At 47.7% G+C, this 23,711-nt stretch carries 12 protein-coding genes, 3 tRNA genes and 6 rRNA genes; 15 read left to right on the top strand and 6 right to left on the bottom strand.

Annotation, left to right across the window (positions count from 1 at the left end; all coding sequences use genetic code 11):
- Nucleotides 1-18: 18 nt before the first annotated feature.
- Both nudC and hemE read left to right on the top strand, forming a co-directional pair.
- Nucleotides 19-816 carry an NAD(+) diphosphatase gene (gene nudC, locus AC3D28_RS10555; protein ID WP_488536080.1) on the top strand — a complete coding sequence of 266 codons (798 nt, stop codon included), beginning with the start codon at nt 19-21 and terminating at the stop codon, nt 814-816.
- Nucleotides 817-1,063: 247 nt separating this feature from the next.
- Nucleotides 1,064-2,131, top strand: a complete 1,068-nt coding sequence (gene hemE / locus AC3D28_RS10550) for a uroporphyrinogen decarboxylase (RefSeq protein WP_098413522.1) — start codon at nt 1,064-1,066, stop codon at nt 2,129-2,131.
- A 220-nt stretch (nt 2,132-2,351) separates the two neighbouring features.
- Here hemE and AC3D28_RS10545 read toward each other — a convergent pair whose 3' ends face one another.
- Together AC3D28_RS10545 and AC3D28_RS10540 are read right to left on the bottom strand one after the other, a co-directional pair.
- Nucleotides 2,352-2,924, bottom strand: coding sequence for a uracil-DNA glycosylase family protein (locus AC3D28_RS10545; protein ID WP_488534716.1), 573 nt, complete (start codon nt 2,922-2,924; stop codon nt 2,352-2,354).
- A 2-nt stretch (nt 2,925-2,926) separates the two neighbouring features.
- Complete coding sequence (locus AC3D28_RS10540; RefSeq protein WP_488534715.1) at nt 2,927-3,850, bottom strand: D-2-hydroxyacid dehydrogenase; 924 nt, start codon at nt 3,848-3,850, stop codon at nt 2,927-2,929.
- A gap of 66 nt (nt 3,851-3,916) precedes the next feature.
- Here AC3D28_RS10540 and AC3D28_RS10535 point away from each other — a divergent pair, with 66 nt between their 5' ends.
- The gene (locus tag AC3D28_RS10535; protein WP_098413525.1) at nt 3,917-4,504 is read left to right on the top strand and encodes a YjaG family protein; all 588 of its coding nucleotides are present in this window, start codon (nt 3,917-3,919) and stop codon (nt 4,502-4,504) included.
- 49 nt (nt 4,505-4,553) lie between these two features.
- Here the strand turns inward: AC3D28_RS10535 and AC3D28_RS10530 are convergent, their stop codons facing one another.
- On the bottom strand, nt 4,554-5,693 hold the full coding sequence (locus tag AC3D28_RS10530; protein ID WP_488534714.1) for a CNNM domain-containing protein: 1,140 nt from the start codon (nt 5,691-5,693) through the stop codon (nt 4,554-4,556).
- 251 nt (nt 5,694-5,944) lie between these two features.
- Here AC3D28_RS10530 and hupA point away from each other — a divergent pair, with 251 nt between their 5' ends.
- A complete protein-coding gene (hupA, locus tag AC3D28_RS10525; protein ID WP_005382524.1) occupies nt 5,945-6,217 on the top strand; it encodes a nucleoid-associated protein HU-alpha in 273 nt (90 codons plus the stop codon).
- Nucleotides 6,218-6,256: 39 nt separating this feature from the next.
- Nucleotides 6,257-6,955, top strand: a complete 699-nt coding sequence (locus AC3D28_RS10520; RefSeq protein ID WP_488534713.1) for a DUF1481 domain-containing protein — start codon at nt 6,257-6,259, stop codon at nt 6,953-6,955.
- 82 nt (nt 6,956-7,037) lie between these two features.
- Here AC3D28_RS10520 and purD read toward each other — a convergent pair whose 3' ends face one another.
- Together purD and purH are read right to left on the bottom strand one after the other, a co-directional pair.
- Entirely contained in the window at nt 7,038-8,327 is a 1,290-nt protein-coding gene (gene purD / locus AC3D28_RS10515; protein ID WP_488534712.1) for a phosphoribosylamine--glycine ligase, read from the bottom strand.
- Nucleotides 8,328-8,423: 96 nt separating this feature from the next.
- The gene (gene purH / locus AC3D28_RS10510; protein ID WP_488534711.1) at nt 8,424-10,031 is read right to left on the bottom strand and encodes a bifunctional phosphoribosylaminoimidazolecarboxamide formyltransferase/IMP cyclohydrolase; all 1,608 of its coding nucleotides are present in this window, start codon (nt 10,029-10,031) and stop codon (nt 8,424-8,426) included.
- Nucleotides 10,032-10,296: 265 nt separating this feature from the next.
- On the opposite strand from purH, the gene zntR reads away from it, so the two are divergent.
- The 10 genes from zntR to AC3D28_RS10460 all read left to right on the top strand — a co-directional run bounded on the left by zntR (nt 10,297) and on the right by AC3D28_RS10460 (nt 22,377).
- The gene (gene zntR, locus AC3D28_RS10505) at nt 10,297-10,695 is read left to right on the top strand and encodes a Zn(2+)-responsive transcriptional regulator (RefSeq protein WP_488534710.1); all 399 of its coding nucleotides are present in this window, start codon (nt 10,297-10,299) and stop codon (nt 10,693-10,695) included.
- A gap of 989 nt (nt 10,696-11,684) precedes the next feature.
- Nucleotides 11,685-13,237 (top strand): 16S ribosomal RNA (locus tag AC3D28_RS10500).
- Nucleotides 13,238-13,546: 309 nt separating this feature from the next.
- Nucleotides 13,547-16,436: ribosomal RNA gene (locus AC3D28_RS10495) — 23S ribosomal RNA — on the top strand.
- A gap of 115 nt (nt 16,437-16,551) precedes the next feature.
- A 5S ribosomal RNA gene (gene rrf, locus AC3D28_RS10490) occupies nt 16,552-16,668 on the top strand.
- 358 nt (nt 16,669-17,026) lie between these two features.
- A 16S ribosomal RNA gene (locus AC3D28_RS10485) occupies nt 17,027-18,579 on the top strand.
- Nucleotides 18,580-18,678: 99 nt separating this feature from the next.
- Nucleotides 18,679-18,754 (top strand) — tRNA-Ala (locus AC3D28_RS10480).
- 12 nt (nt 18,755-18,766) lie between these two features.
- A tRNA-Glu gene (locus tag AC3D28_RS10475) sits at nt 18,767-18,842 on the top strand.
- 293 nt (nt 18,843-19,135) lie between these two features.
- Nucleotides 19,136-22,025 (top strand): 23S ribosomal RNA (locus AC3D28_RS10470).
- Nucleotides 22,026-22,139: 114 nt separating this feature from the next.
- Nucleotides 22,140-22,256: ribosomal RNA gene (gene rrf, locus AC3D28_RS10465) — 5S ribosomal RNA — on the top strand.
- Together the 16S, 23S and 5S rRNA genes with 3 tRNA genes alongside form the textbook arrangement of a ribosomal RNA operon.
- Nucleotides 22,257-22,300: 44 nt before the next feature.
- Nucleotides 22,301-22,377: transfer RNA gene (locus AC3D28_RS10460), tRNA-Asp, on the top strand.
- A 1,032-nt stretch (nt 22,378-23,409) separates the two neighbouring features.
- On the opposite strand, the gene fis is transcribed toward AC3D28_RS10460, so the two are convergent.
- On the bottom strand, nt 23,410-23,706 hold the full coding sequence (fis, locus tag AC3D28_RS10455; RefSeq protein ID WP_000462885.1) for a DNA-binding transcriptional regulator Fis: 297 nt from the start codon (nt 23,704-23,706) through the stop codon (nt 23,410-23,412).
- Nucleotides 23,707-23,711 lie beyond the last annotated feature (5 nt).

The raw sequence follows: 23,711 nt of genomic DNA, 5'->3' as shown, positions 1-23,711 counted from the left end.
AAGCAAAGGGATGGTTTAATGTTAAGAAAAGGTGATGTTAACCGCGCAATAAATGCTTATTGGTGTGTTGTTTCTGGAAGTGAAATTTGGCTGGTGGATGGTGCTGTGCCTTTTGGGTCTGCGGAGCAGTTATCACTACCTGAAGCGAGTGCGAGACAAATCGGTGAGTATTTAGATTCGCCAGTTATGTGGCTTAATTTTTCAGATTTGGTGCAAGATTTGCCGTTAGTTTCACTTCGTGATTGTCTGCATTTTCATGAGCCATTATTCATGTTGTTGAGTAGAGCGGTACAATATGGGCACATGACGCAAAGTCTGCGCTTTTGCCCACAATGTGGTGGTAGAAACTTCCTTAACAATAATCAATTGGCTATGCAGTGTGGCGAGTGTAGAACGCTGCACTATCCTCGTATCTTTCCATGCATCATCGTGGCCGTACGGAAAGGCAATCAAATCTTACTGGCCCAGCACCCAAGACACAGAAATGGTATGTACACCGTGATTGCTGGCTTTCTAGAAGTAGGTGAGACGCTGGAAGAATGCGTCGCGCGCGAAATACACGAGGAAACGGGGATTCATGTCAAAAATATTCGTTATTTTGGTAGCCAGCCGTGGGCATTCCCTTCCAGCATGATGATGGCTTTTTTAGCGGATTATGAATCTGGTGAATTGAATCCTGATTATACCGAGTTGTCGGACGCTCAGTGGTTCAACGTTAACGAGATACCACCAGTTGCACCAAAAGGTACCATTGCGAGGGCACTGATAGAGCAGACTCTAGGAGCCATCGAAGAAAATGATTTGAATAATAGATAAAAAAAACCCTCCGAGAGGGAGGGGGTAAGTAAGATGTCGTTATGAGATGCTGAGTACTAGGTACTCAGTTTATAATTATAGTTTTCGCTAGCGAATAAATTTTTAACACTGATATTGATTGGGTGCAAATTAAGCATTGATTTAAAAGTTAATAACTTGATCCAGATTGCAAAGCACACCTCTATTGGACTGAAATCAGTGATAGAATACTTCCTTACACAGAAAGCCCAACAGTTGGAATTACGGAATGACTGAACTAAAAAATGATCGTTATCTGCGTGCACTTTTAAAAGAGCCAGTAGATTACACGCCAGTATGGATGATGCGCCAAGCAGGTCGTTACCTACCAGAATACAAAGCGACCCGTGCAGAAGCGGGTGATTTCATGTCTTTGTGTCGAAACGCAGAATTAGCATCCGAAGTGACACTTCAACCACTACGCCGTTTTCCGCTTGATGCAGCGATCTTGTTCTCTGACATCCTAACGATCCCAGATGCAATGGGGCTTGGTTTGCGCTTTGCGGCTGGTGAGGGCCCTGTTTTTGATAACCCTATTACATGCAAAGCCGATGTGGAAAAAATTGGTTTACCCGATCCTGAGGGTGAATTGCAGTACGTCATGAATGCGGTACGCCAGATCCGTAAAGACCTAAAAGGTGAAGTGCCATTGATCGGTTTTTCTGGTAGTCCATGGACACTTGCTACCTATATGATTGAAGGCGGAAGCTCAAAAGCGTTCACTAAGATTAAGAAGATGATGTATGCAGAGCCTCAAACGCTGCACCTGCTGCTTGATAAACTGGCTGACAGTGTGATTGAGTATCTAAATGCACAAATCAAAGCGGGCGCACAATCGGTGATGGTGTTTGATACGTGGGGTGGTGTATTGACTCCGCGTGATTACAATTTGTTCTCACTGCAATACATGCAAAAAATCGTCGATAGCCTGATCCGTGAAAACGATGGCCGTCGTGTGCCAGTGACACTATTCACTAAAAATGGTGGTATGTGGCTCGAAAAAATCGCGGCAACCGGGTGTGATGCGATTGGTCTCGACTGGACAATCAATATTGCTGATGCGAAAGCGCGTGTTGGTGACAAAGTTGCACTGCAAGGAAATATGGACCCGTCCATGCTTTATGCCCAGCCTGAGCGTATTCGTCAAGAAGTGGCGTCAATTCTGGAAGGCTTTGGTGATACCGGTACGGGCCATGTATTTAACCTTGGTCACGGCATTCATTTGGATGTACCACCAGAAAACGCAGGTGTGTTTGTTGAAGCGGTACATGAGCTATCTAAGCCATACCACAAGTAATCTCGGCTTATTGAAATCCAATACCGGCACTGAGTGCCGGTATTTTTTTGTCTAAAATTCAGGCTTGTGCAGCTTAATTAGCATTTGGTCTACTATGATCTAATTACCGTCCAAGCTGTACATTTTGGATTAAATTTCTTTATAAACAATGCCTTATGGTTGTGATGTTTGTGCGATGCTTCTCTTGTGCAGATTATCAAGCAATGAGAGCATGGGTAACCTAAAGTATCGAGCGAACGCGTTTTTTAAGGTATGGCACAACGTCTGATTCAAACCAAGGGTTCTTCTTTAACCACAATGTATTGCGTGGAGAAGGGTGAGGGAGCGGGATAAAGTCCGGCTCCCAATCTTGCCATTGCTGAACGGTTTGCGTAAGTGTCTTGGGCTTGTTGGAGAGGTAGTGCTGCTGCGAGTACTGACCAATTAGTAGAGTCAGCTCTATATTGGGCAGTTGCTCAAGAATCTTTTTATGCCAAGTGGGCGCACATTCTTTGCGAGGCGGTAAATCACCAGAGTTCCCTTTGCCTGGGTAACAAAAGCCCATTGGAATAATCGCGACCTTGCTCGAATCATAAAAAACGTCTTTATCTATAGCTAACCACTGGCGTAGCCTGTCCCCACTGGGGTCATTCCATGGAATTGAGGTTTGGTGCACTCGTGTTCCTGGGGCTTGGCCGATAATGAGTATGCGTGCTTCTTTGCCGGCTTGTACAACAGGGTTCGCCCCTAAAGGTAAATCTTTAGCGCACAACTGGCAGGCTCTAACTTGCTGCAACAGTGCTTCTAGTGACATTGTTAGTAGCCCTTTTCGAAATCTACTTGATAACTGAGTGAAAACCCATCGTGCCAGCGTCGATAATTGTCAGCAAAAATCTCTATGACTTGCTCTGGAAAACTCAGTGCAGCAATGTGGGGAGTAATAGTGACTTGCGGTAGTTTCCAAAACGGATGCTTTACCGATAACGGTTCTTGCTCAAACACATCTAAAAAGGCGTGTTCTACCCAATGGTTTTTCAGAGCGAAGAGCAACCCAGCCTCATCCAGTACGTCGCCACGGCCTACGTTAAACAATAATGCCTGACTCAGTTGGCTGAGTGTCTGGCGATTGAGTAACTGTCGCGTTTCAGGTGTACTTGGTAGAGTATTCACAACGATGTCGGCTTGTTCAAATGCTTTACTTAGTTCATTGATATGAAAGGTCTGATGAAACTCACCACCGGAGGTCGGAATACCTGTGCGGTTAATGCCGATGGTTTTTATCCCCATTGCTTTAGCGGCATTGCCCAAATAACACCCAATGCTACCAGTACCGAGAATCACCATGGTTTTACTTTGTAATGATGTATAGAGGTGAGGCTGCCATCGTTTGTTTTGTTGTTGCTGGTGGTAGCAGGCAAAGTGGCGGTAGTGGGCGAGACTATAACCCATTACATACTCTGCAATGAGTGGGCCAAAAATCCCTCGTACATTAGTAAGCGAGTAGTCTTGGCGAAGATTAGGAGATATTAATGCGTTTATGCCAGCAAATGTGGATTGTACCCACTCAAGTTGCGAAAACTCGTCTAACCTTTGAGATAATAAGGGCGGATCCGCAAGGGCTATTTGAGCCTCCTGTGGCTTATCTGTAATACGAAGATCTGGCAGGTTTTTCTCCGTTAGTAATGTTTCGTAGGTGTCACGATGCTCCGAGAGCAGGAAAATCTGATTGGAATGAGGCATTAACTTTTTTCCCTGTGATGAATCAAGTACACTTTCGCTGTTTTCTTCTTCAATGATTGAGTAACTATGCTTAAGAATCCTCTTCAGGTTCGTTTAGAAAAACTAGAACCTTGGCAACAAATTACCTTTATGGCGTGTCTGTGTGAACGCATGTACCCAAACTATGCGCTGTTTTGTGACAATACAGAATTTGCTGACCCGCGTGCTTACCGAGCGATTCTTGATAGTGTATGGGAAATTCTGACAGTTAAGAACGCCAAAGTGAACTTCGAACGTCAATTAGAAAAGCTTGAAGAGCTGTTCCCAAGTTCAGATGAGTATGACTTTTACGGCGTATATCCAGCGATGGATGCGTGTCAGGCGCTGTCGACACTGCTGCATGGTCTATTGGACCGTGATTACCTTTTTGACTCCATGCTGAAAGTGAGTCAGCAGTCGGTACAAACCGTTGCAGATTTAGAGCAAGCACAAGGCAGTGAACCTATCACCAACGACAACCAAAAAGAAAACCAAGCGGTGTGCGAAGAGTGGGACATACAGTGGGCGATTTTTCGTCCGCTACGTGCCGCCACTGAGCGTGATATCAGCTTGATTAAAGACTTGCGTGAAGAACTACGTGAAGAAGGCGTAAGCAATATCGGCATCGCACTGTAATCATTTAGCGAAGATCAAAAAGGCATCCCGTTGGATGCCTTTTTACCTTCTATGGGTTTAGTTGCGAAGTTGTTTTGGAGTCAGACTCTGCTGCTTCATGTTCAGTTTCTGGCGTTTCCTGCATCTCTTCCTCATCATCGTCATCACGGCTTTCAATCACGCCATGCATCTCTTTCCAACTTTCCCAACGTTGGTAAGCCAGTTCTTGCATGTCGGTGCTTTTATCTGCTTCGTCGATGATTTCCTCCCCCAATAGGTGCTCAAAAATATCTTCTAAAGTCACTAAGCCTTGTACCGTACCGTATTCGTCAACCACAATCGCGAGCTGCAGACGGTGAGTCATCATTTGGTCGAACACTTTAGGTAACGCCGTGTTATTCAGAACCACTTGGATAGGACGCATGATGGCGCCCAGCCGTTTCTGTCCACAGCCTGACTGCTGTAACTTAAATAGCTCTAGGCGGTGTACAAAGCCAATGATGTTGTCTTTCTGCTCACTGTAAATTAATGGGCGAGAGAAAGGGGTATCCTGATGTTTTTCTAGAAACTCATTGATGGTCATGGTGGCATCGACACGGAATACCACTGGACGAGGCGTCATGACGTGAGTCACTGGCACATCTTGGATACCTAATAAGTTGCTTAGGATTTTTGATTCACCTTCTGCAAATTCACCGTTTTCACGAGCAAGGATCGCCATCGCAGACAGTTCATCACGCATCTTAGGAGCTTGATGGTTGCGCGCAAGACGCTTGGTGATTTGCTCAGAGAACCACACGAATGGCGTTAGCGCCCACACCATCCAGCGCAGTGACACTGCCGCGGTAGGGGCGAGTTGACGCCAATACGTCGCACCTATTGTTTTCGGTACGATCTCTGATAGCACAAGGATCGCTAGTGTCAGAACCGCAGAGAAGATACCCAGCGCCTCACTGCCAAACACGACGGCCGCCTGTGCGCCTGCAGTGGCCGCACCAATGGTATGGGCAATGGTATTGAGGGTCAAAATCGACGCTAATGGACGATCGATGTCTGACTTGAGTTTCGCAAGTTGCTCCGCTGCAGGGTGCTTCTGTTGATTGAGCTGTGCAATGTAGCTCGGACTGATACTGAGTAGTACCGCCTCCAGTACCGAACAGATAAACGAAACGCCGATAGCAATAGAGATATAAATGGATAACAGCAGCATAGTTGCCCTTGAAAGTAGTTAAATAGTGATATTCGCAGTGATTATCACCGCCAAAGTGCCTTATAAATTGGTCCAAATACCTCGGAAAGCAAGGGGTTTCAGTGAGTATGTGGTAACAAATTGTGAGTTGTTGCTCATATTGTGGCTAAAAGTACGTCAGAAAATCGAAAGATCGCCCACAAACCTTTGCCAGACAGGGCATTTATGCTTTAGAGTGAGACGATTCGATAACATATAAGAAGGGAAACCTAATGAACAAGACCCAATTAATCGACTTTATCGCAGAGAAAGCAGACCTATCAAAAGCACAAGCCAAAGCTGCTCTTGAAGCGACTCTTGATGGTGTAACTGGCGCACTGAAAGAGGGTGACCAAGTTCAACTAATTGGTTTTGGTACATTCAAAGTAAACCACCGCGCTGCACGTACTGGTCGTAACCCTAAGACTGGTGACGAGATTCAAATCGCAGCAGCTAACGTACCTGCATTCGTAGCAGGTAAAGCGCTGAAAGAATCAGTAAACTAAGTTAGAATGCACCGAGGTATCCTGCCTCGGTGCAACTTCATGAAAAAACATCTACTCACTTTACTTCTCTTATCTAGCCTTAGCCTTTTTGGCTGTTCGTCGGTTGAAACCCCTAATTTAGAACAATTCACTCACTTCTCTGGCGGAAAAGTTGCTGGAGACGCAAGTAGCTTGTACTGGGTGACCGAGAAACTCACTCGCGTGAGTACGGCGGCTGATTATGTGTCTATGAGGGACAATGGCTGGTTTCAAAGTGATTATCGTTGGGATAAAGGTGAGCTGCGAGAGTTGATTCGAAAAGGTGAGCAAGTTGATACCAAGCAAGCGTTGGTGCCTTTTCAAATCCACATCCGTTTTAATAAAGATGGCGAAGCGGTTTACCAACAATATCGCGTTAACCGTAAAGTTTTACCACTTCAGCATGAACAACTAGAACGCTACAAAGCAGAAGCGAATGACGTCGTGGCGTCGGTTAAGGCGCAGTCTCGTAACAGTCAGAGACTCATTCAAGGTTATTGGAATGGTCAATCGTTTGAAACCTGCAAAGGTAAAGCGTTCTCGACACTCGAGTTTAATCAGACACTGCCAAAATTTATCATCGAGCGATTGTCATCCGTAGATAGTTATGTGGCTTTTGTCGGCAAGCAGTCACGAAATAAAGCAACGGTAGATGAACTGTTGATGCTCAATGATGATGACTTTGATTGTGTACCACGACCTGCATTACTCACTGAGTAAGCTAGGTTAGACTTATTTGCTGACAGAGTAATAAAAAAGGCGCTAATGCGCCTTTTGTTTTTTTAGCCAACTTAAGTTGTTTTTATTTTTCTTGCTCACGTGCAATCGCACGGTAGCCGATGTCACTGCGATGGAACATGCCGTCCCAACTGATCTGTTTTGCAAGCTCGTAAGCGCGTTGCTGCGCTTCTGATACACTGTTGCCCAGTGCTGTTGCACAAAGTACGCGACCACCATTTGTCACGATGTCGCCATCTTTGTTATCTGTACCCGCGTGGAAGACTTTGTCGCCTTCAATTTCAACTTGAGGCAGACCAGAGATCACGTCGCCTTTGTTGTACGCTGCTGGGTAGCCGCCAGCCGCTAGCACGATACCAATCGATGCACGCGGATCCCACTTTGATTCCACTTGATCCAGTTTTTGGTCAACCGCAGCCAAGCAAAGATCAACCAGATCCGATTGCATGCGCATCATGATCGGTTGCGTCTCTGGGTCACCAAAGCGGCAGTTGTACTCGATCACTTTCGGTGTGCCGTCTTTGTCGATCATCAGGCCCGCGTATAGGAAACCTGTATACGGGTGACCTTCAGAAGCCATGCCGTGTACGGTTGGGTTAATCACTTCTTCCATGATGCGGTTGTGGAGTTCCTGTGTCACGACTGGAGCAGGTGAGTAAGCGCCCATACCACCCGTATTAGGGCCCGTGTCTTTATCGCCGACACGTTTGTGATCTTGGCTGGTGGCCATTGGCAGAACGTTCTCACCATCCACCATCACGATGAAGCTTGCTTCTTCGCCATCTAGGAATTCTTCGATAACTACTCGGCTACCAGCGTCACCAAATGCATTGCCTGCGAGCATGTCTTTGATTGCGTCTTCAGCTTCTTCTAGTGTCATCGCAACGATAACGCCTTTACCGGCAGCAAGGCCGTCAGCTTTCACCACAATTGGCGCACCTTGTTCACGCACGTAAGCAAGAGCAGGCTCGATTTCAGTAAAGTTTGCGTATGAACCCGTTGGGATTTGGTGACGAGCAAGGAAGTCTTTAGTAAACGCTTTAGAGCCTTCAAGCTGCGCTGCGGCTTGTGTCGGGCCGAAGATTGACAGACCAGCTTCTCGGAACGCATCAACCACACCAATCACAAGTGGTGCTTCAGGGCCAACGATAGTCAGTTCAATGGCTTTCTCTTTTGCAAAATCAACCAGACCTGCGATGTCTTCTACATCGATGTTTACGTTCTCTAGTTTTGGCTCTAGAGCCGTACCTGCGTTGCCTGGTGCAATGTAGATAGTCTCAACATTTGGGTTTTGTGCCGCTTTCCAGCCTAGCGCATGTTCACGACCGCCTGAACCAATGATTAAAACTCGCATATGAAAATCCTTAATCTTATAAATACCGTTTGCTCAACCTCAGATATTTCGAAAAGACCTGAGTATGGCCTCTCTAATTCAGTGAAGACGAGAGGATTAGTGGCGGAAGTGGCGCATACCGGTAAAGATCATCGCCATGTCGTGCTCATCTGCTGCTGCGATAACTTCGTCGTCACGCATTGAGCCACCTGGCTGAATTACGCACTTAATGCCAGCTTCTGCAGCGGCATCGATACCGTCGCGGAATGGGAAGAAAGCGTCAGATGCCATTACGCTGCCCGCCACTTCTAGACCTTCGTCTGCCGCTTTGATACCGGCGATTTTTGCTGAGTAAACGCGGCTCATTTGACCTGCGCCCACACCGATAGTCATGTCACCTTTCGCGTAAACAATCGCGTTTGATTTTACGTATTTCGCTACCTTCCAGCAGAATAGGGCGTCTTTGAGCTCTTCTTCTGTCGGTTGACGCTTAGAAACCACTTTAAGGTCGTCTAGGCTTACCATGCCTTGGTCGCGGTCTTGAACCAGTAGACCACCGTTGACGCGTTTCACGTCAAAGCCCGTTGTCTTCGTTGACCATTCGCCACACTCGAGTAGGCGAACGTTCTTCTTCGTCGCAACAACTTCAATCGCTTCAGCAGAAACAGAAGGTGCAATGATCACTTCAACGAATTGACGCTCAACGATAGCGCTAGCCGTTTCTGCATCTAGCGCTTGGTTGAATGCAATAATGCCGCCGAATGCAGATGTTGGGTCAGTTTGGTAAGCACGGTTGTATGCTTCTAAGATGTCTTTACCTAGCGCGACACCACATGGGTTGGCGTGTTTAACGATCACACATGCTGGCTCGTCGAACTCTTTCACACACTCAAGTGCGGCGTCCGTGTCTGCGATGTTGTTGTAAGAAAGGGCTTTACCTTGGATTTGGCGAGCAGTTGAAACAGACGCTTCTTGTGGGTTGGCTTCGACGTAGAAAGCTGCAGCTTGGTGGCTGTTCTCACCGTAGCGCATGTCTTGTTTCTTCTCGAATTGCTGGTTGAATGTACGAGGGAATTTGCTCTTGTTTTCAGGAGAAGGTTTGTCACCTTCCTTGCTCTCACCATAAGATGGAACCATAGTGCCGAAGTAGTTTGCGATCATGCCATCGTAAGCCGCAGTGTGTTCGAATGCTGCGATAGCAAGGTCGAAGCGTGTTTCAAGCGTAAGAGATTTGCCGTTTGCGTCCATTTCTGCAATCACGCGGTCGTAATCACCTGCGTTAACTACGATAGTCACGTCTTTGTGGTTTTTCGCAGCAGAGCGAACCATCGTTGGGCCGCCGATATCGATATTTTCTACCGCGTCAGCCAGTGTACAACCTTCTTTGGCGACGGTTTCTGCGAATGGGTACAGGTTAACGACAACCATATCTATTGGGTTGATGCCATGTTTTGCCATCACGTCATCATCTTGGCCACGACGACCCAGAACCCCACCGTGAACTTTTGGGTGAAGCGTTTTAACGCGGCCGTCCATCATTTCTGGGAAACCAGTGTAGTCAGAGACTTCGGTTACGGCGATGCCTTGTTCGGCAAGTAGGCGAGCTGTACCACCAGTAGATAGGATATCGACACCGCGCTCAGCAAGAGCTTGTGCAAACTCAACAATACCTGTTTTGTCTGATACGCTGATAAGCGCACGGCGAATAGGACGAGCGTTATTCATGCTTCCATTTTCCTCAAATTCACGGAGTTAAAGATGTTTGCCAAAAATGAACTTGTTTTTACCTCTTGGGGTAAAATATTGGCCAGTTTTGGTAAAGACCTTTGCCGGATGTTTTCTGGTTAGAAAACAGTCTCCACATTTGATGGCGCGTATTCTAACCAATTCATTACAAAAAAGCTCGCGCAATCGTTTGGTATCTCAAAAATAATTGCAAAAAAGTCGTTATTTAGCTTTAAAAGTAACGAGATAGTTAATAGGGAAAGTTATGTTTCAGATAGGTGAACTGGCAAAACGTTGTGGTGTGACTGCCGATACATTACGTTTCTACGAGAAAAACGCGCTAATAAAACCCGCAGGACGAAGTGAGTCAGGCTATCGCTTATATGATGAAGAGAATCAAAAGCAGGTGCACTTTATCCTCAAAGGTAAAGATCTTGGCTTGAGTCTGGATGAAATTAAAGACCTGTTAGAAATTAAGTTAGAAGCGACAGAACACAGCTGTGCAGAGGTAAAAGCCATTACTTCTGCTAAGTTAGAGCTGATTGATGGGAAAATTAACGAGCTAACGAAAATTCGTCGAGCATTGAAGAAGATCAATGATGCTTGCTGTGGTCATACTCATGACGATGCTGGTCATTGCTCGATTTTAGCTGCCCTTGAATAGGCAGTAGACAGAGAGAGGGCTGCTGCTTAACAGGTTCTCGTCTTCATTTGATGCCCTAAAATAACGATCGGTAGTGACAAACTCGGTTTTCGACAGTTTATTTACAGTACGAAGTTCATTAAAGAGTTGTTAGATTGTAAACACATCTATTTAGACAGTGCTTGGATGCTTTACATTAACTTCAAATGTTCAAGGCAAAGTGTTTACCAGACACAATTATACACAAACTGTCCGTTAGCTCGATTATCACAAGTAACAATGACTCAGATGAAAGATGATTTCGATAAAGGTTCTTTCAACGAAGTATTTATAATGCAAGACTCTATCGATATAGCAGTTCATTTAGATTACGCATATACAGAGGCTAAATGTGTAGAAGTTGATAGCAATAGCTGGTTCAACAGGAAGAATCAATACAACAAATGTTGGAGCCTAGAACCAAGCTTATAAGAAGGCGAACCTATGTAAGCTCTGTTATCTGGAGTGAAAAAGTCTTACAAGCCCCTTAGGAACAGCTCGGTTTGTTGCTTATTTGTCCGCCCTGCTCGTTATTTGCTCACTTGGTTTTTTTTTTGTAAAAAACGCTTGTGCTAATTTCTCAGCTCCCTATACTGCGCATCCACCGACACGGAGTGAGACGAGAGTCACACTGAGAGTCGGAAAAGAGAGAAAAGAAACTTGAAAAAATGCTTGACTCTCTCACGGTGCAAAGTAAGATACGCACCCCTAACGTCGAGTAAGCAAGCTGCTGAAAGCGTTAGAAAAGCTCTTTAACAATATAGACCTATCAATCTGTGTGGGCACTCGTTGATGATAATCAAATTAGAAGCTTTTGCTTCAAATATGGTTTCAATGAACTGAGTGACCAATCGAGATTAACTTGTTTAATCTTGGCACAGTCAATTCATTATCGTTCTGTTGGAACGATAATAGCTTTAAAATTACGTTTGTAGTTTTGAAGTCAGTATTCGTTGAGCCGACAAAATCTTAAATTGAAGAGTTTGATCATGGCTCAGATTGAACGCTGGCGGCAGGCCTAACACATGCAAGTCGAGCGGAAACGACAACATTGAGCCTTCGGGTGATTTGTTGGGCGTCGAGCGGCGGACGGGTGAGTAATGCCTAGGAAATTGCCCTGATGTGGGGGATAACCATTGGAAACGATGGCTAATACCGCATAATGCCTACGGGCCAAAGAGGGGGACCTTCGGGCCTCTCGCGTCGGGATATGCCTAGGTGGGATTAGCTAGTTGGTGAGGTAAGGGCTCACCAAGGCGACGATCCCTAGCTGGTCTGAGAGGATGATCAGCCACACTGGAACTGAGACACGGTCCAGACTCCTACGGGAGGCAGCAGTGGGGAATATTGCACAATGGGCGCAAGCCTGATGCAGCCATGCCGCGTGTATGAAGAAGGCCTTCGGGTTGTAAAGTACTTTCAGTCGTGAGGAAGGGGATATCGTTAATAGCGGTATTCTTTGACGTTAGCGACAGAAGAAGCACCGGCTAACTCCGTGCCAGCAGCCGCGGTAATACGGAGGGTGCGAGCGTTAATCGGAATTACTGGGCGTAAAGCGCATGCAGGTGGTTTGTTAAGTCAGATGTGAAAGCCCGGGGCTCAACCTCGGAATAGCATTTGAAACTGGCAGACTAGAGTACTGTAGAGGGGGGTAGAATTTCAGGTGTAGCGGTGAAATGCGTAGAGATCTGAAGGAATACCAGTGGCGAAGGCGGCCCCCTGGACAGATACTGACACTCAGATGCGAAAGCGTGGGGAGCAAACAGGATTAGATACCCTGGTAGTCCACGCCGTAAACGATGTCTACTTGGAGGTTGTGGCCTTGAGCCGTGGCTTTCGGAGCTAACGCGTTAAGTAGACCGCCTGGGGAGTACGGTCGCAAGATTAAAACTCAAATGAATTGACGGGGGCCCGCACAAGCGGTGGAGCATGTGGTTTAATTCGATGCAACGCGAAGAACCTTACCTACTCTTGACATCCAGAGAAGCCGGAAGAGATTCTGGTGTGCCTTCGGGAGCTCTGAGACAGGTGCTGCATGGCTGTCGTCAGCTCGTGTTGTGAAATGTTGGGTTAAGTCCCGCAACGAGCGCAACCCTTATCCTTGTTTGCCAGCGAGTAATGTCGGGAACTCCAGGGAGACTGCCGGTGATAAACCGGAGGAAGGTGGGGACGACGTCAAGTCATCATGGCCCTTACGAGTAGGGCTACACACGTGCTACAATGGCGCATACAGAGGGCGGCGAGCCAGCGATGGTGAGCGAATCCCAAAAAGTGCGTCGTAGTCCGGATTGGAGTCTGCAACTCGACTCCATGAAGTCGGAATCGCTAGTAATCGTGGATCAGAATGCCACGGTGAATACGTTCCCGGGCCTTGTACACACCGCCCGTCACACCATGGGAGTGGGCTGCAAAAGAAGTAGGTAGTTTAACCTTCGGGGGGACGCTTACCACTTTGTGGTTCATGACTGGGGTGAAGTCGTAACAAGGTAGCGCTAGGGGAACCTGGCGCTGGATCACCTCCTTATACGAAAGATTATTGCGATGAGTGTTCACACAGATTGATGGTTTAGAAGCGAAAGCTTCGAGCTATAATTGCTCTTTAACAATTTGGAAAGCTGACTGATAACAACAACGTTGTTATCAAATAAAGTTCTCAATGTTTATCTTAAAGATAAACACCAAAACAACACATTCAAGTGTTCTTGGGAATATCACTATTGCAGTGATTATTCGAAATTGAGTCCGGCAAAATCGAAATGTCTCTCGCTCATTCAAATAATGAGAGACAACTTTGGTGATTTGAACATCAACTCGAAACTCCTTCGGGTTGTATGGTTAAGTGACTAAGCGTACACGGTGGATGCCTTGGCAGTCAGAGGCGATGAAGGACGTATTAACTTGCGATAAGCCCAGATTAGGCAGTAAAAGCCACTTGAGTCTGGGATTTCCGAATGGGGAAACCCACTTACATAAGTAAGTATCGCTGCGTGAATACATAGCGTAGCGAGGCGAACCGGGGGAACTGAAACATCTAAGTACCCCGAGGAAAAGAAATCAACCGAGATTCCGAAAGTAGCGGCGAGCGAAATTGGACTAGCCCTTAAGCTTTATAGGCGTCAGGTGAACAAGCTGGAAAGCTTGGCGATACAGGGTGATAGCCCCGTAACTGACGACGCATATGCAGTGAAATCGAGTAGGGCGGGACACGTGATATCCTGTCTGAATATGGGGGGACCATCCTCCAAGGCTAAATACTACTGACTGACCGATAGTGAACCAGTACCGTGAGGGAAAGGCGAAAAGAACCCCTGTGAGGGGAGTGAAATAGAACCTGAAACCGTGTACGTACAAGCAGTAGGAGCACCTTCGTGGTGTGACTGCGTACCTTTTGTATAATGGGTCAGCGACTTATATTCAGTGGCAAGGTTAACCATCTAGGGGAGCCGTAGCGAAAGCGAGTGTTAACTGCGCGACTTAGTCTCTGGATATAGACCCGAAACCAGGTGATCTAGCCATGGGCAGGTTGAAGATTGAGTAACATCAATTGGAGGACCGAACCGACTAATGTTGAAAAATTAGCGGATGACTTGTGGCTAGGGGTGAAAGGCCAATCAAACCTGGAGATAGCTGGTTCTCCCCGAAAGCTATTTAGGTAGCGCCTCGGACGAATACTACTGGGGGTAGAGCACTGTTAAGGCTAGGGGGTCATCCCGACTTACCAACCCTTTGCAAACTCCGAATACCAGTAAGTACTATCCGGGAGACACACGGCGGGTGCTAACGTCCGTCGTGGAGAGGGAAACAACCCAGACCGCCAGCTAAGGTCCCAAATTACTACTAAGTGGGAAACGATGTGGGAAGGCTCAGACAGCCAGGATGTTGGCTTAGAAGCAGCCATCATTTAAAGAAAGCGTAATAGCTCACTGGTCGAGTCGGCCTGCGCGGAAGATGTAACGGGGCTAAGTAGTAAACCGAAGCTGCGGCAATACTCTTCGAGTATTGGGTAGGGGAGCGTTCTGTAAGCGGTTGAAGGTGTGTCGTAAGGCATGCTGGACGTATCAGAAGTGCGAATGCTGACATGAGTAACGATAATGGGGGTGAAAAACCTCCACGCCGGAAGACCAAGGGTTCCTGTCCAACGTTAATCGGGGCAGGGTGAGTCGACCCCTAAGGCGAGGCCGAAAGGCGTAGTCGATGGGAAACGGGTTAATATTCCCGTACTCAATCAAATTGCGATGGGGGGACGGAGAAGGCTAGGTGGGCCTGGCGACGGTTGTCCAGGTTCAAGTGCGTAGGCTAAAGAGTTAGGTAAATCCGGCTCTTTTTAAGGCTGAGACACGACGTCGAGCACCTACGGGTGTGAAGTCATTGATGCCATGCTTCCAGGAAAAGCCTCTAAGCTTCAGATTTGATGGAATCGTACCCCAAACCGACACAGGTGGTCGGGTAGAGAATACCAAGGCGCTTGAGAGAACTCGGGTGAAGGAACTAGGCAAAATGGTACCGTAACTTCGGGAGAAGGTACGCTCTTGGCGGTGAAGTCCCTTGCGGATGGAGCTACTAGGAGTCGCAGATACCAGGTGGCTGCAACTGTTTATTAAAAACACAGCACTGTGCAAAATCGTAAGATGACGTATACGGTGTGACGCCTGCCCGGTGCCGGAAGGTTAATTGATGGGGTTAGACTTCGGTCGACGCTCTTGATCGAAGCCCCGGTAAACGGCGGCCGTAACTATAACGGTCCTAAGGTAGCGAAATTCCTTGTCGGGTAAGTTCCGACCTGCACGAATGGCGTAATGATGGCCACGCTGTCTCCACCCGAGACTCAGTGAAATTGAAATCGCTGTGAAGATGCAGTGTACCCGCGGCTAGACGGAAAGACCCCGTGAACCTTTACTACAGCTTGGCACTGAACATTGACCCTACATGTGTAGGATAGGTGGGAGCCTTTGAAGCACGTACGCCAGTATGTGTGGAGGCAACCTTGAAATACCACCCTTGTAGTGTTGATGTTCTAACTTAGCCCCCTTATCGGGGGTGAGGACAGTGCCTGGTGGGTAGTTTGACTGGGGCGGTCTCCTCCCAAAGCGTAACGGAGGAGCACGAAGGTGGGCTAAACACGGTTGGACATCGTGTGGTTAGTGCAATGGCATAAGCCCGCTTGACTGCGAGAATGACAATTCGAGCAGGTGCGAAAGCAGGTCATAGTGATCCGGTGGTTCTGAATGGAAGGGCCATCGCTCAACGGATAAAAGGTACTCCGGGGATAACAGGCTGATACCGCCCAAGAGTTCATATCGACGGCGGTGTTTGGCACCTCGATGTCGGCTCATCACATCCTGGGGCTGAAGTCGGTCCCAAGGGTATGGCTGTTCGCCATTTAAAGTGGTACGCGAGCTGGGTTTAGAACGTCGTGAGACAGTTCGGTCCCTATCTGCCGTGGGCGTTGGAGAATTGAAAGGGGCTGCTCCTAGTACGAGAGGACCGGAGTGGACGAACCTCTGGTGTTCGGGTTGTGTCGCCAGACGCATTGCCCGGTAGCTAAGTTCGGGATCGATAACCGCTGAAAGCATCTAAGCGGGAAGCGAGCCTTGAGATGAGTTCTCCCTGATACTTTAAGTATCCTAAAGGGTTGTCGTAGACTACGACGTTGATAGGCAGGGTGTGTAAGTGCTGCGAGGCATTGAGCTAACCTGTACTAATTGCCCGTGAGGCTTAACCATACAACACCCAAGGGGTTTTGATGGGCTCAATACAAGAAAACTTGATTGTGTTAAGAACTGAAACAGCTTTCCAGATTATTAATTACTGCGTTGGCGGTAGTTAAAAAAGAATTTGCTTGGCGACCATAGCGTTTTGGCCCCACCTGACTTCCATGTCGAACTCAGAAGTGAAACGAAATAGCGCCGATGGTAGTGTGGGGTTTCCCCATGTGAGAGTAGGACATCGCCAGGCTTTAATCTCGACTTTGCTTATTCGTTAAGCAAGTCACCATAGAGTTCTAAATTTGTTTAGAATTTTATGTTGACTTTCAAAGTGGGAAGCGTATTATACGCACCTCGCTTAAGTGCTAAGGCACTGAAAGCCAAGCTCTTTAACAATATAGACCTATCAATCTGTGTGGGCACTCGTTGATGATAATCAAATTAGAAGCTTTTGCTTCAAATATGGTTTCAATGAACTGAGTGACCAATCGAGATTAACTTGTTTAATCTTGGCACAGTCAATTCATTATCGTTCTGTTGGAACGATAATAGCTTTAAAATTACGTTTGTAGTTTTGAAGTCAGTATTCGTTGAGCCGACAAAATCTTAAATTGAAGAGTTTGATCATGGCTCAGATTGAACGCTGGCGGCAGGCCTAACACATGCAAGTCGAGCGGAAACGACAACATTGAGCCTTCGGGTGATTTGTTGGGCGTCGAGCGGCGGACGGGTGAGTAATGCCTAGGAAATTGCCCTGATGTGGGGGATAACCATTGGAAACGATGGCTAATACCGCATAATGCCTACGGGCCAAAGAGGGGGACCTTCGGGCCTCTCGCGTCGGGATATGCCTAGGTGGGATTAGCTAGTTGGTGAGGTAAGGGCTCACCAAGGCGACGATCCCTAGCTGGTCTGAGAGGATGATCAGCCACACTGGAACTGAGACACGGTCCAGACTCCTACGGGAGGCAGCAGTGGGGAATATTGCACAATGGGCGCAAGCCTGATGCAGCCATGCCGCGTGTATGAAGAAGGCCTTCGGGTTGTAAAGTACTTTCAGTCGTGAGGAAGGGGATATCGTTAATAGCGGTATTCTTTGACGTTAGCGACAGAAGAAGCACCGGCTAACTCCGTGCCAGCAGCCGCGGTAATACGGAGGGTGCGAGCGTTAATCGGAATTACTGGGCGTAAAGCGCATGCAGGTGGTTTGTTAAGTCAGATGTGAAAGCCCGGGGCTCAACCTCGGAATAGCATTTGAAACTGGCAGACTAGAGTACTGTAGAGGGGGGTAGAATTTCAGGTGTAGCGGTGAAATGCGTAGAGATCTGAAGGAATACCAGTGGCGAAGGCGGCCCCCTGGACAGATACTGACACTCAGATGCGAAAGCGTGGGGAGCAAACAGGATTAGATACCCTGGTAGTCCACGCCGTAAACGATGTCTACTTGGAGGTTGTGGCCTTGAGCCGTGGCTTTCGGAGCTAACGCGTTAAGTAGACCGCCTGGGGAGTACGGTCGCAAGATTAAAACTCAAATGAATTGACGGGGGCCCGCACAAGCGGTGGAGCATGTGGTTTAATTCGATGCAACGCGAAGAACCTTACCTACTCTTGACATCCAGAGAAGCCGGAAGAGATTCTGGTGTGCCTTCGGGAGCTCTGAGACAGGTGCTGCATGGCTGTCGTCAGCTCGTGTTGTGAAATGTTGGGTTAAGTCCCGCAACGAGCGCAACCCTTATCCTTGTTTGCCAGCGAGTAATGTCGGGAACTCCAGGGAGACTGCCGGTGATAAACCGGAGGAAGGTGGGGACGACGTCAAGTCATCATGGCCCTTACGAGTAGGGCTACACACGTGCTACAATGGCGCATACAGAGGGCGGCGAGCCAGCGATGGTGAGCGAATCCCAAAAAGTGCGTCGTAGTCCGGATTGGAGTCTGCAACTCGACTCCATGAAGTCGGAATCGCTAGTAATCGTGGATCAGAATGCCACGGTGAATACGTTCCCGGGCCTTGTACACACCGCCCGTCACACCATGGGAGTGGGCTGCAAAAGAAGTAGGTAGTTTAACCTTCGGGGGGACGCTTACCACTTTGTGGTTCATGACTGGGGTGAAGTCGTAACAAGGTAGCGCTAGGGGAACCTGGCGCTGGATCACCTCCTTATACGAAAGATTATTGCGATGAGTGTTCACACAGATTGATATGGTTTAAATTCAGAGCAAAACAATTGGTTCTGCATAAAATGCCGAAGCAATTTTATGTGGGGCTATAGCTCAGTTGGGAGAGCGCTTCGCTGGCAGTGAAGAGGTCATCGGTTCGAACCCGATTAGCTCCACCATAATGTTTTTGTGTCCCGTTCGTCTAGAGGCCTAGGACACCGCCCTTTCACGGCGGTAACAGGGGTTCGACTCCCCTACGGGATACCATCTTTAAGTGCATTTAATGAGTGTGCTTAAACATGGTTTTCATTAGAAAATCTAGCTCTTTAACAATTTGGAAAGCTGACTGATAACAACAACGTTGTTATCAAATAAAGTTCTCAATGTTTATCTTTAAGATAAACACCAAAACAACACATTCAAGTGTTCTTGGGAATATCACTATTGCAGTGATTATTCGAAATTGAGTCCGGCAAAATCGAAATGTCTCTCGCTCATTCAAATAATGAGAGACAACTTTGGTGATTTGAACATCAACTCGAAACTCCTTCGGGTTGTATGGTTAAGTGACTAAGCGTACACGGTGGATGCCTTGGCAGTCAGAGGCGATGAAGGACGTATTAACTTGCGATAAGCCCAGATTAGGCAGTAAAAGCCACTTGAGTCTGGGATTTCCGAATGGGGAAACCCACTTACATAAGTAAGTATCGCTGCGTGAATACATAGCGTAGCGAGGCGAACCGGGGGAACTGAAACATCTAAGTACCCCGAGGAAAAGAAATCAACCGAGATTCCGAAAGTAGCGGCGAGCGAAATTGGACTAGCCCTTAAGCTTTATAGGCGTCAGGTGAACAAGCTGGAAAGCTTGGCGATACAGGGTGATAGCCCCGTAACTGACGACGCATATGCAGTGAAATCGAGTAGGGCGGGACACGTGATATCCTGTCTGAATATGGGGGGACCATCCTCCAAGGCTAAATACTACTGACTGACCGATAGTGAACCAGTACCGTGAGGGAAAGGCGAAAAGAACCCCTGTGAGGGGAGTGAAATAGAACCTGAAACCGTGTACGTACAAGCAGTAGGAGCACCTTCGTGGTGTGACTGCGTACCTTTTGTATAATGGGTCAGCGACTTATATTCAGTGGCAAGGTTAACCATCTAGGGGAGCCGTAGCGAAAGCGAGTGTTAACTGCGCGACTTAGTCTCTGGATATAGACCCGAAACCAGGTGATCTAGCCATGGGCAGGTTGAAGATTGAGTAACATCAATTGGAGGACCGAACCGACTAATGTTGAAAAATTAGCGGATGACTTGTGGCTAGGGGTGAAAGGCCAATCAAACCTGGAGATAGCTGGTTCTCCCCGAAAGCTATTTAGGTAGCGCCTCGGACGAATACTACTGGGGGTAGAGCACTGTTAAGGCTAGGGGGTCATCCCGACTTACCAACCCTTTGCAAACTCCGAATACCAGTAAGTACTATCCGGGAGACACACGGCGGGTGCTAACGTCCGTCGTGGAGAGGGAAACAACCCAGACCGCCAGCTAAGGTCCCAAATTACTACTAAGTGGGAAACGATGTGGGAAGGCTCAGACAGCCAGGATGTTGGCTTAGAAGCAGCCATCATTTAAAGAAAGCGTAATAGCTCACTGGTCGAGTCGGCCTGCGCGGAAGATGTAACGGGGCTAAGTAGTAAACCGAAGCTGCGGCAATACTCTTCGAGTATTGGGTAGGGGAGCGTTCTGTAAGCGGTTGAAGGTGTGTCGTAAGGCATGCTGGACGTATCAGAAGTGCGAATGCTGACATGAGTAACGATAATGGGGGTGAAAAACCTCCACGCCGGAAGACCAAGGGTTCCTGTCCAACGTTAATCGGGGCAGGGTGAGTCGACCCCTAAGGCGAGGCCGAAAGGCGTAGTCGATGGGAAACGGGTTAATATTCCCGTACTCAATCAAATTGCGATGGGGGGACGGAGAAGGCTAGGTGGGCCTGGCGACGGTTGTCCAGGTTCAAGTGCGTAGGCTAAAGAGTTAGGTAAATCCGGCTCTTTTTAAGGCTGAGACACGACGTCGAGCATCTACGGATGTGAAGTCATTGATGCCATGCTTCCAGGAAAAGCCTCTAAGCTTCAGATTTGATGGAATCGTACCCCAAACCGACACAGGTGGTCGGGTAGAGAATACCAAGGCGCTTGAGAGAACTCGGGTGAAGGAACTAGGCAAAATGGTACCGTAACTTCGGGAGAAGGTACGCTCTTGGCGGTGAAGTCCCTTGCGGATGGAGCTACTAGGAGTCGCAGATACCAGGTGGCTGCAACTGTTTATTAAAAACACAGCACTGTGCAAAATCGTAAGATGACGTATACGGTGTGACGCCTGCCCGGTGCCGGAAGGTTAATTGATGGGGTTAGACTTCGGTCGACGCTCTTGATCGAAGCCCCGGTAAACGGCGGCCGTAACTATAACGGTCCTAAGGTAGCGAAATTCCTTGTCGGGTAAGTTCCGACCTGCACGAATGGCGTAATGATGGCCACGCTGTCTCCACCCGAGACTCAGTGAAATTGAAATCGCTGTGAAGATGCAGTGTACCCGCGGCTAGACGGAAAGACCCCGTGAACCTTTACTACAGCTTGGCACTGAACATTGACCCTACATGTGTAGGATAGGTGGGAGCCTTTGAAGCACGTACGCCAGTATGTGTGGAGGCAACCTTGAAATACCACCCTTGTAGTGTTGATGTTCTAACTTAGCCCCCTTATCGGGGGTGAGGACAGTGCCTGGTGGGTAGTTTGACTGGGGCGGTCTCCTCCCAAAGCGTAACGGAGGAGCACGAAGGTGGGCTAAACACGGTTGGACATCGTGTGGTTAGTGCAATGGCATAAGCCCGCTTGACTGCGAGAATGACAATTCGAGCAGGTGCGAAAGCAGGTCATAGTGATCCGGTGGTTCTGAATGGAAGGGCCATCGCTCAACGGATAAAAGGTACTCCGGGGATAACAGGCTGATACCGCCCAAGAGTTCATATCGACGGCGGTGTTTGGCACCTCGATGTCGGCTCATCACATCCTGGGGCTGAAGTCGGTCCCAAGGGTATGGCTGTTCGCCATTTAAAGTGGTACGCGAGCTGGGTTTAGAACGTCGTGAGACAGTTCGGTCCCTATCTGCCGTGGGCGTTGGAGAATTGAAAGGGGCTGCTCCTAGTACGAGAGGACCGGAGTGGACGAACCTCTGGTGTTCGGGTTGTGTCGCCAGACGCATTGCCCGGTAGCTAAGTTCGGGATCGATAACCGCTGAAAGCATCTAAGCGGGAAGCGAGCCTTGAGATGAGTTCTCCCTGATACTTTAAGTATCCTAAAGGGTTGTCGTAGACTACGACGTTGATAGGCAGGGTGTGTAAGTGCTGCGAGGCATTGAGCTAACCTGTACTAATTGCCCGTGAGGCTTAACCATACAACACCCAAGGGGTTTTGATGGGCTCAATACAAGAAAACTTGATTGTGTTAAGAACTGAAACAGCTTTCCAGATTATTAATTACTGCGTTGGCGGTAGTTAAAAAGAATTTGCTTGGCGACCATAGCGTTTTGGACCCACCTGACTTCCATGCCGAACTCAGAAGTGAAACGAAATAGCGCCGATGGTAGTGTGGGGTTTCCCCATGTGAGAGTAGGACATCGCCAGGCTTTACATTATGGACATTCGTTTTTACAACGGGTGATACCACTGCGGAGTGGTAGTTCAGTTGGTTAGAATACCGGCCTGTCACGCCGGGGGTCGCGGGTTCGAGTCCCGTCCACTCCGCCATTTATTCAAAAGCCTAGTCGAAAGACTGGGCTTTTGTCGTTTCTAGTGTATCGTTTCTTATTTATACCAGTTTGGAAAAGTAACGGTTTAGGTCTCTCCAATTACTCGGATACCATTTGGTAATGCGACGGCAATTACATTCTAGAAAGCGATTTCATACCGCACAAATCCTGCCAATATACTGGAACCTGTGGAGCTTTGGTTCGCACGCCGCCAGCTCTAAACCTAGGCTATCCTTTATCACAACAGCATGACGGCCTTTTGCTGTCGCCTCTGATGCATGTGCTAGAGGCTCATTCGTGATGTCTTGCTCTACACCAAGATACAACGATACCTTACCAAAACCCCTTGAAAGGAGAGAGAGTCAAGTAGATGAGTGTATTCGAATTATTGAGTATTGAGACTTTGCCGTTTTAGGTCAAGTTCCGGCGGGGTTTGTTGTGATTGTTTCGGGCGTGAATATCATTACCAATGAATCGGCTCCTGAGGGGCACGAATCCATCTGTGTCTTTTCTTGCAGGCCGTCATCCTTCTTTAAGCATTCTGAACTCATTTCTGAACTCATTTATTGACGCTTGTGTGACTGACCTTTAACCATTTAGTCATTTTAGGTGGATCTTCTTTGAAGTGTATTAAGGCGAGTTATCTTATTTTATTTGGGTGGTTTGTGTTTGGCTGGCGAGCTTTTAAAGTCGATATTGTTGAGGTTTTACAAAGCGAATCGCACTTAATAAAAACCTTAATTCGATGGTGATTGTAATTTAGGTTTGTATCAGTCAGTGAACTACTACTGTGATGGAGAGTATTTGAGGCTCCTGTGTCTTTAGAGCGATTTTAACTATGTATTTAGGTCAGTGCCCAGCTTGCTGGGGAGGGCGTGGTAGAGAGGGTACATCTTTGTTATCGCTATCTCAAGCGAGTCCGTTATTTTGCAAAGTGAACGCTGCTCATACAGAGAGGGAGCTGTAGATAAAGAAAAAGCCGTTACTTTAAAAGGTAACGGCTTGTTCCAAATACTTCTGAAATTCGGTCTTAGTTCATGCCGTATTTCTTAAGTTTTTTGCGAAGAGTACCGCGGTTGATACCCATCATTGTTGCTGCGCGAGTTTGGTTGCCGCGAGTGTATTGCATGATGGTATCTAGTAATGGCTGTTCAACTTCAGCTAGAACTAATTCGTATAGTTCAGTTACTTCCTGGCCATTGAGTTGAGCAAGGTAGTTTTTAAGAGACGCCTTAACAGAGTCACGTAAAGGTTTTTGAGTAATCTGGTCTTGTGACGTTACTGTAGTTACTGTTAATGCTTCTGAAGTCAGATTTTGTTCGAACATATTCG

It is taken from the genome of Vibrio sp. TAP-3B, assembly GCF_057784735.1.
This window is presented reverse-complemented; position numbering and strand designations above follow the sequence as displayed.

Excerpts from the sequence above, each read along its gene's own strand:
- nudC (WP_488536080.1), top strand. The coding sequence starts at position 19 with ATGTTAAGAAAAGGTGATGTTAACCGCGCAATAAATGCTTATTGGTGT.
- hemE (WP_098413522.1), top strand. The coding sequence starts at position 1,064 with ATGACTGAACTAAAAAATGATCGTTATCTGCGTGCACTTTTAAAAGAG.
- AC3D28_RS10545 (WP_488534716.1), bottom strand. The coding sequence starts at position 2,924 with ATGTCACTAGAAGCACTGTTGCAGCAAGTTAGAGCCTGCCAGTTGTGC.
- AC3D28_RS10540 (WP_488534715.1), bottom strand. The coding sequence starts at position 3,850 with ATGCCTCATTCCAATCAGATTTTCCTGCTCTCGGAGCATCGTGACACC.
- AC3D28_RS10535 (WP_098413525.1), top strand. The coding sequence starts at position 3,917 with ATGCTTAAGAATCCTCTTCAGGTTCGTTTAGAAAAACTAGAACCTTGG.
- AC3D28_RS10530 (WP_488534714.1), bottom strand. The coding sequence starts at position 5,693 with ATGCTGCTGTTATCCATTTATATCTCTATTGCTATCGGCGTTTCGTTT.
- hupA (WP_005382524.1), top strand. The coding sequence starts at position 5,945 with ATGAACAAGACCCAATTAATCGACTTTATCGCAGAGAAAGCAGACCTA.
- AC3D28_RS10520 (WP_488534713.1), top strand. The coding sequence starts at position 6,257 with ATGAAAAAACATCTACTCACTTTACTTCTCTTATCTAGCCTTAGCCTT.
- purD (WP_488534712.1), bottom strand. The coding sequence starts at position 8,327 with ATGCGAGTTTTAATCATTGGTTCAGGCGGTCGTGAACATGCGCTAGGC.
- purH (WP_488534711.1), bottom strand. The coding sequence starts at position 10,031 with ATGAATAACGCTCGTCCTATTCGCCGTGCGCTTATCAGCGTATCAGAC.
- zntR (WP_488534710.1), top strand. The coding sequence starts at position 10,297 with ATGTTTCAGATAGGTGAACTGGCAAAACGTTGTGGTGTGACTGCCGAT.
- fis (WP_000462885.1), bottom strand. The coding sequence starts at position 23,706 with ATGTTCGAACAAAATCTGACTTCAGAAGCATTAACAGTAACTACAGTA.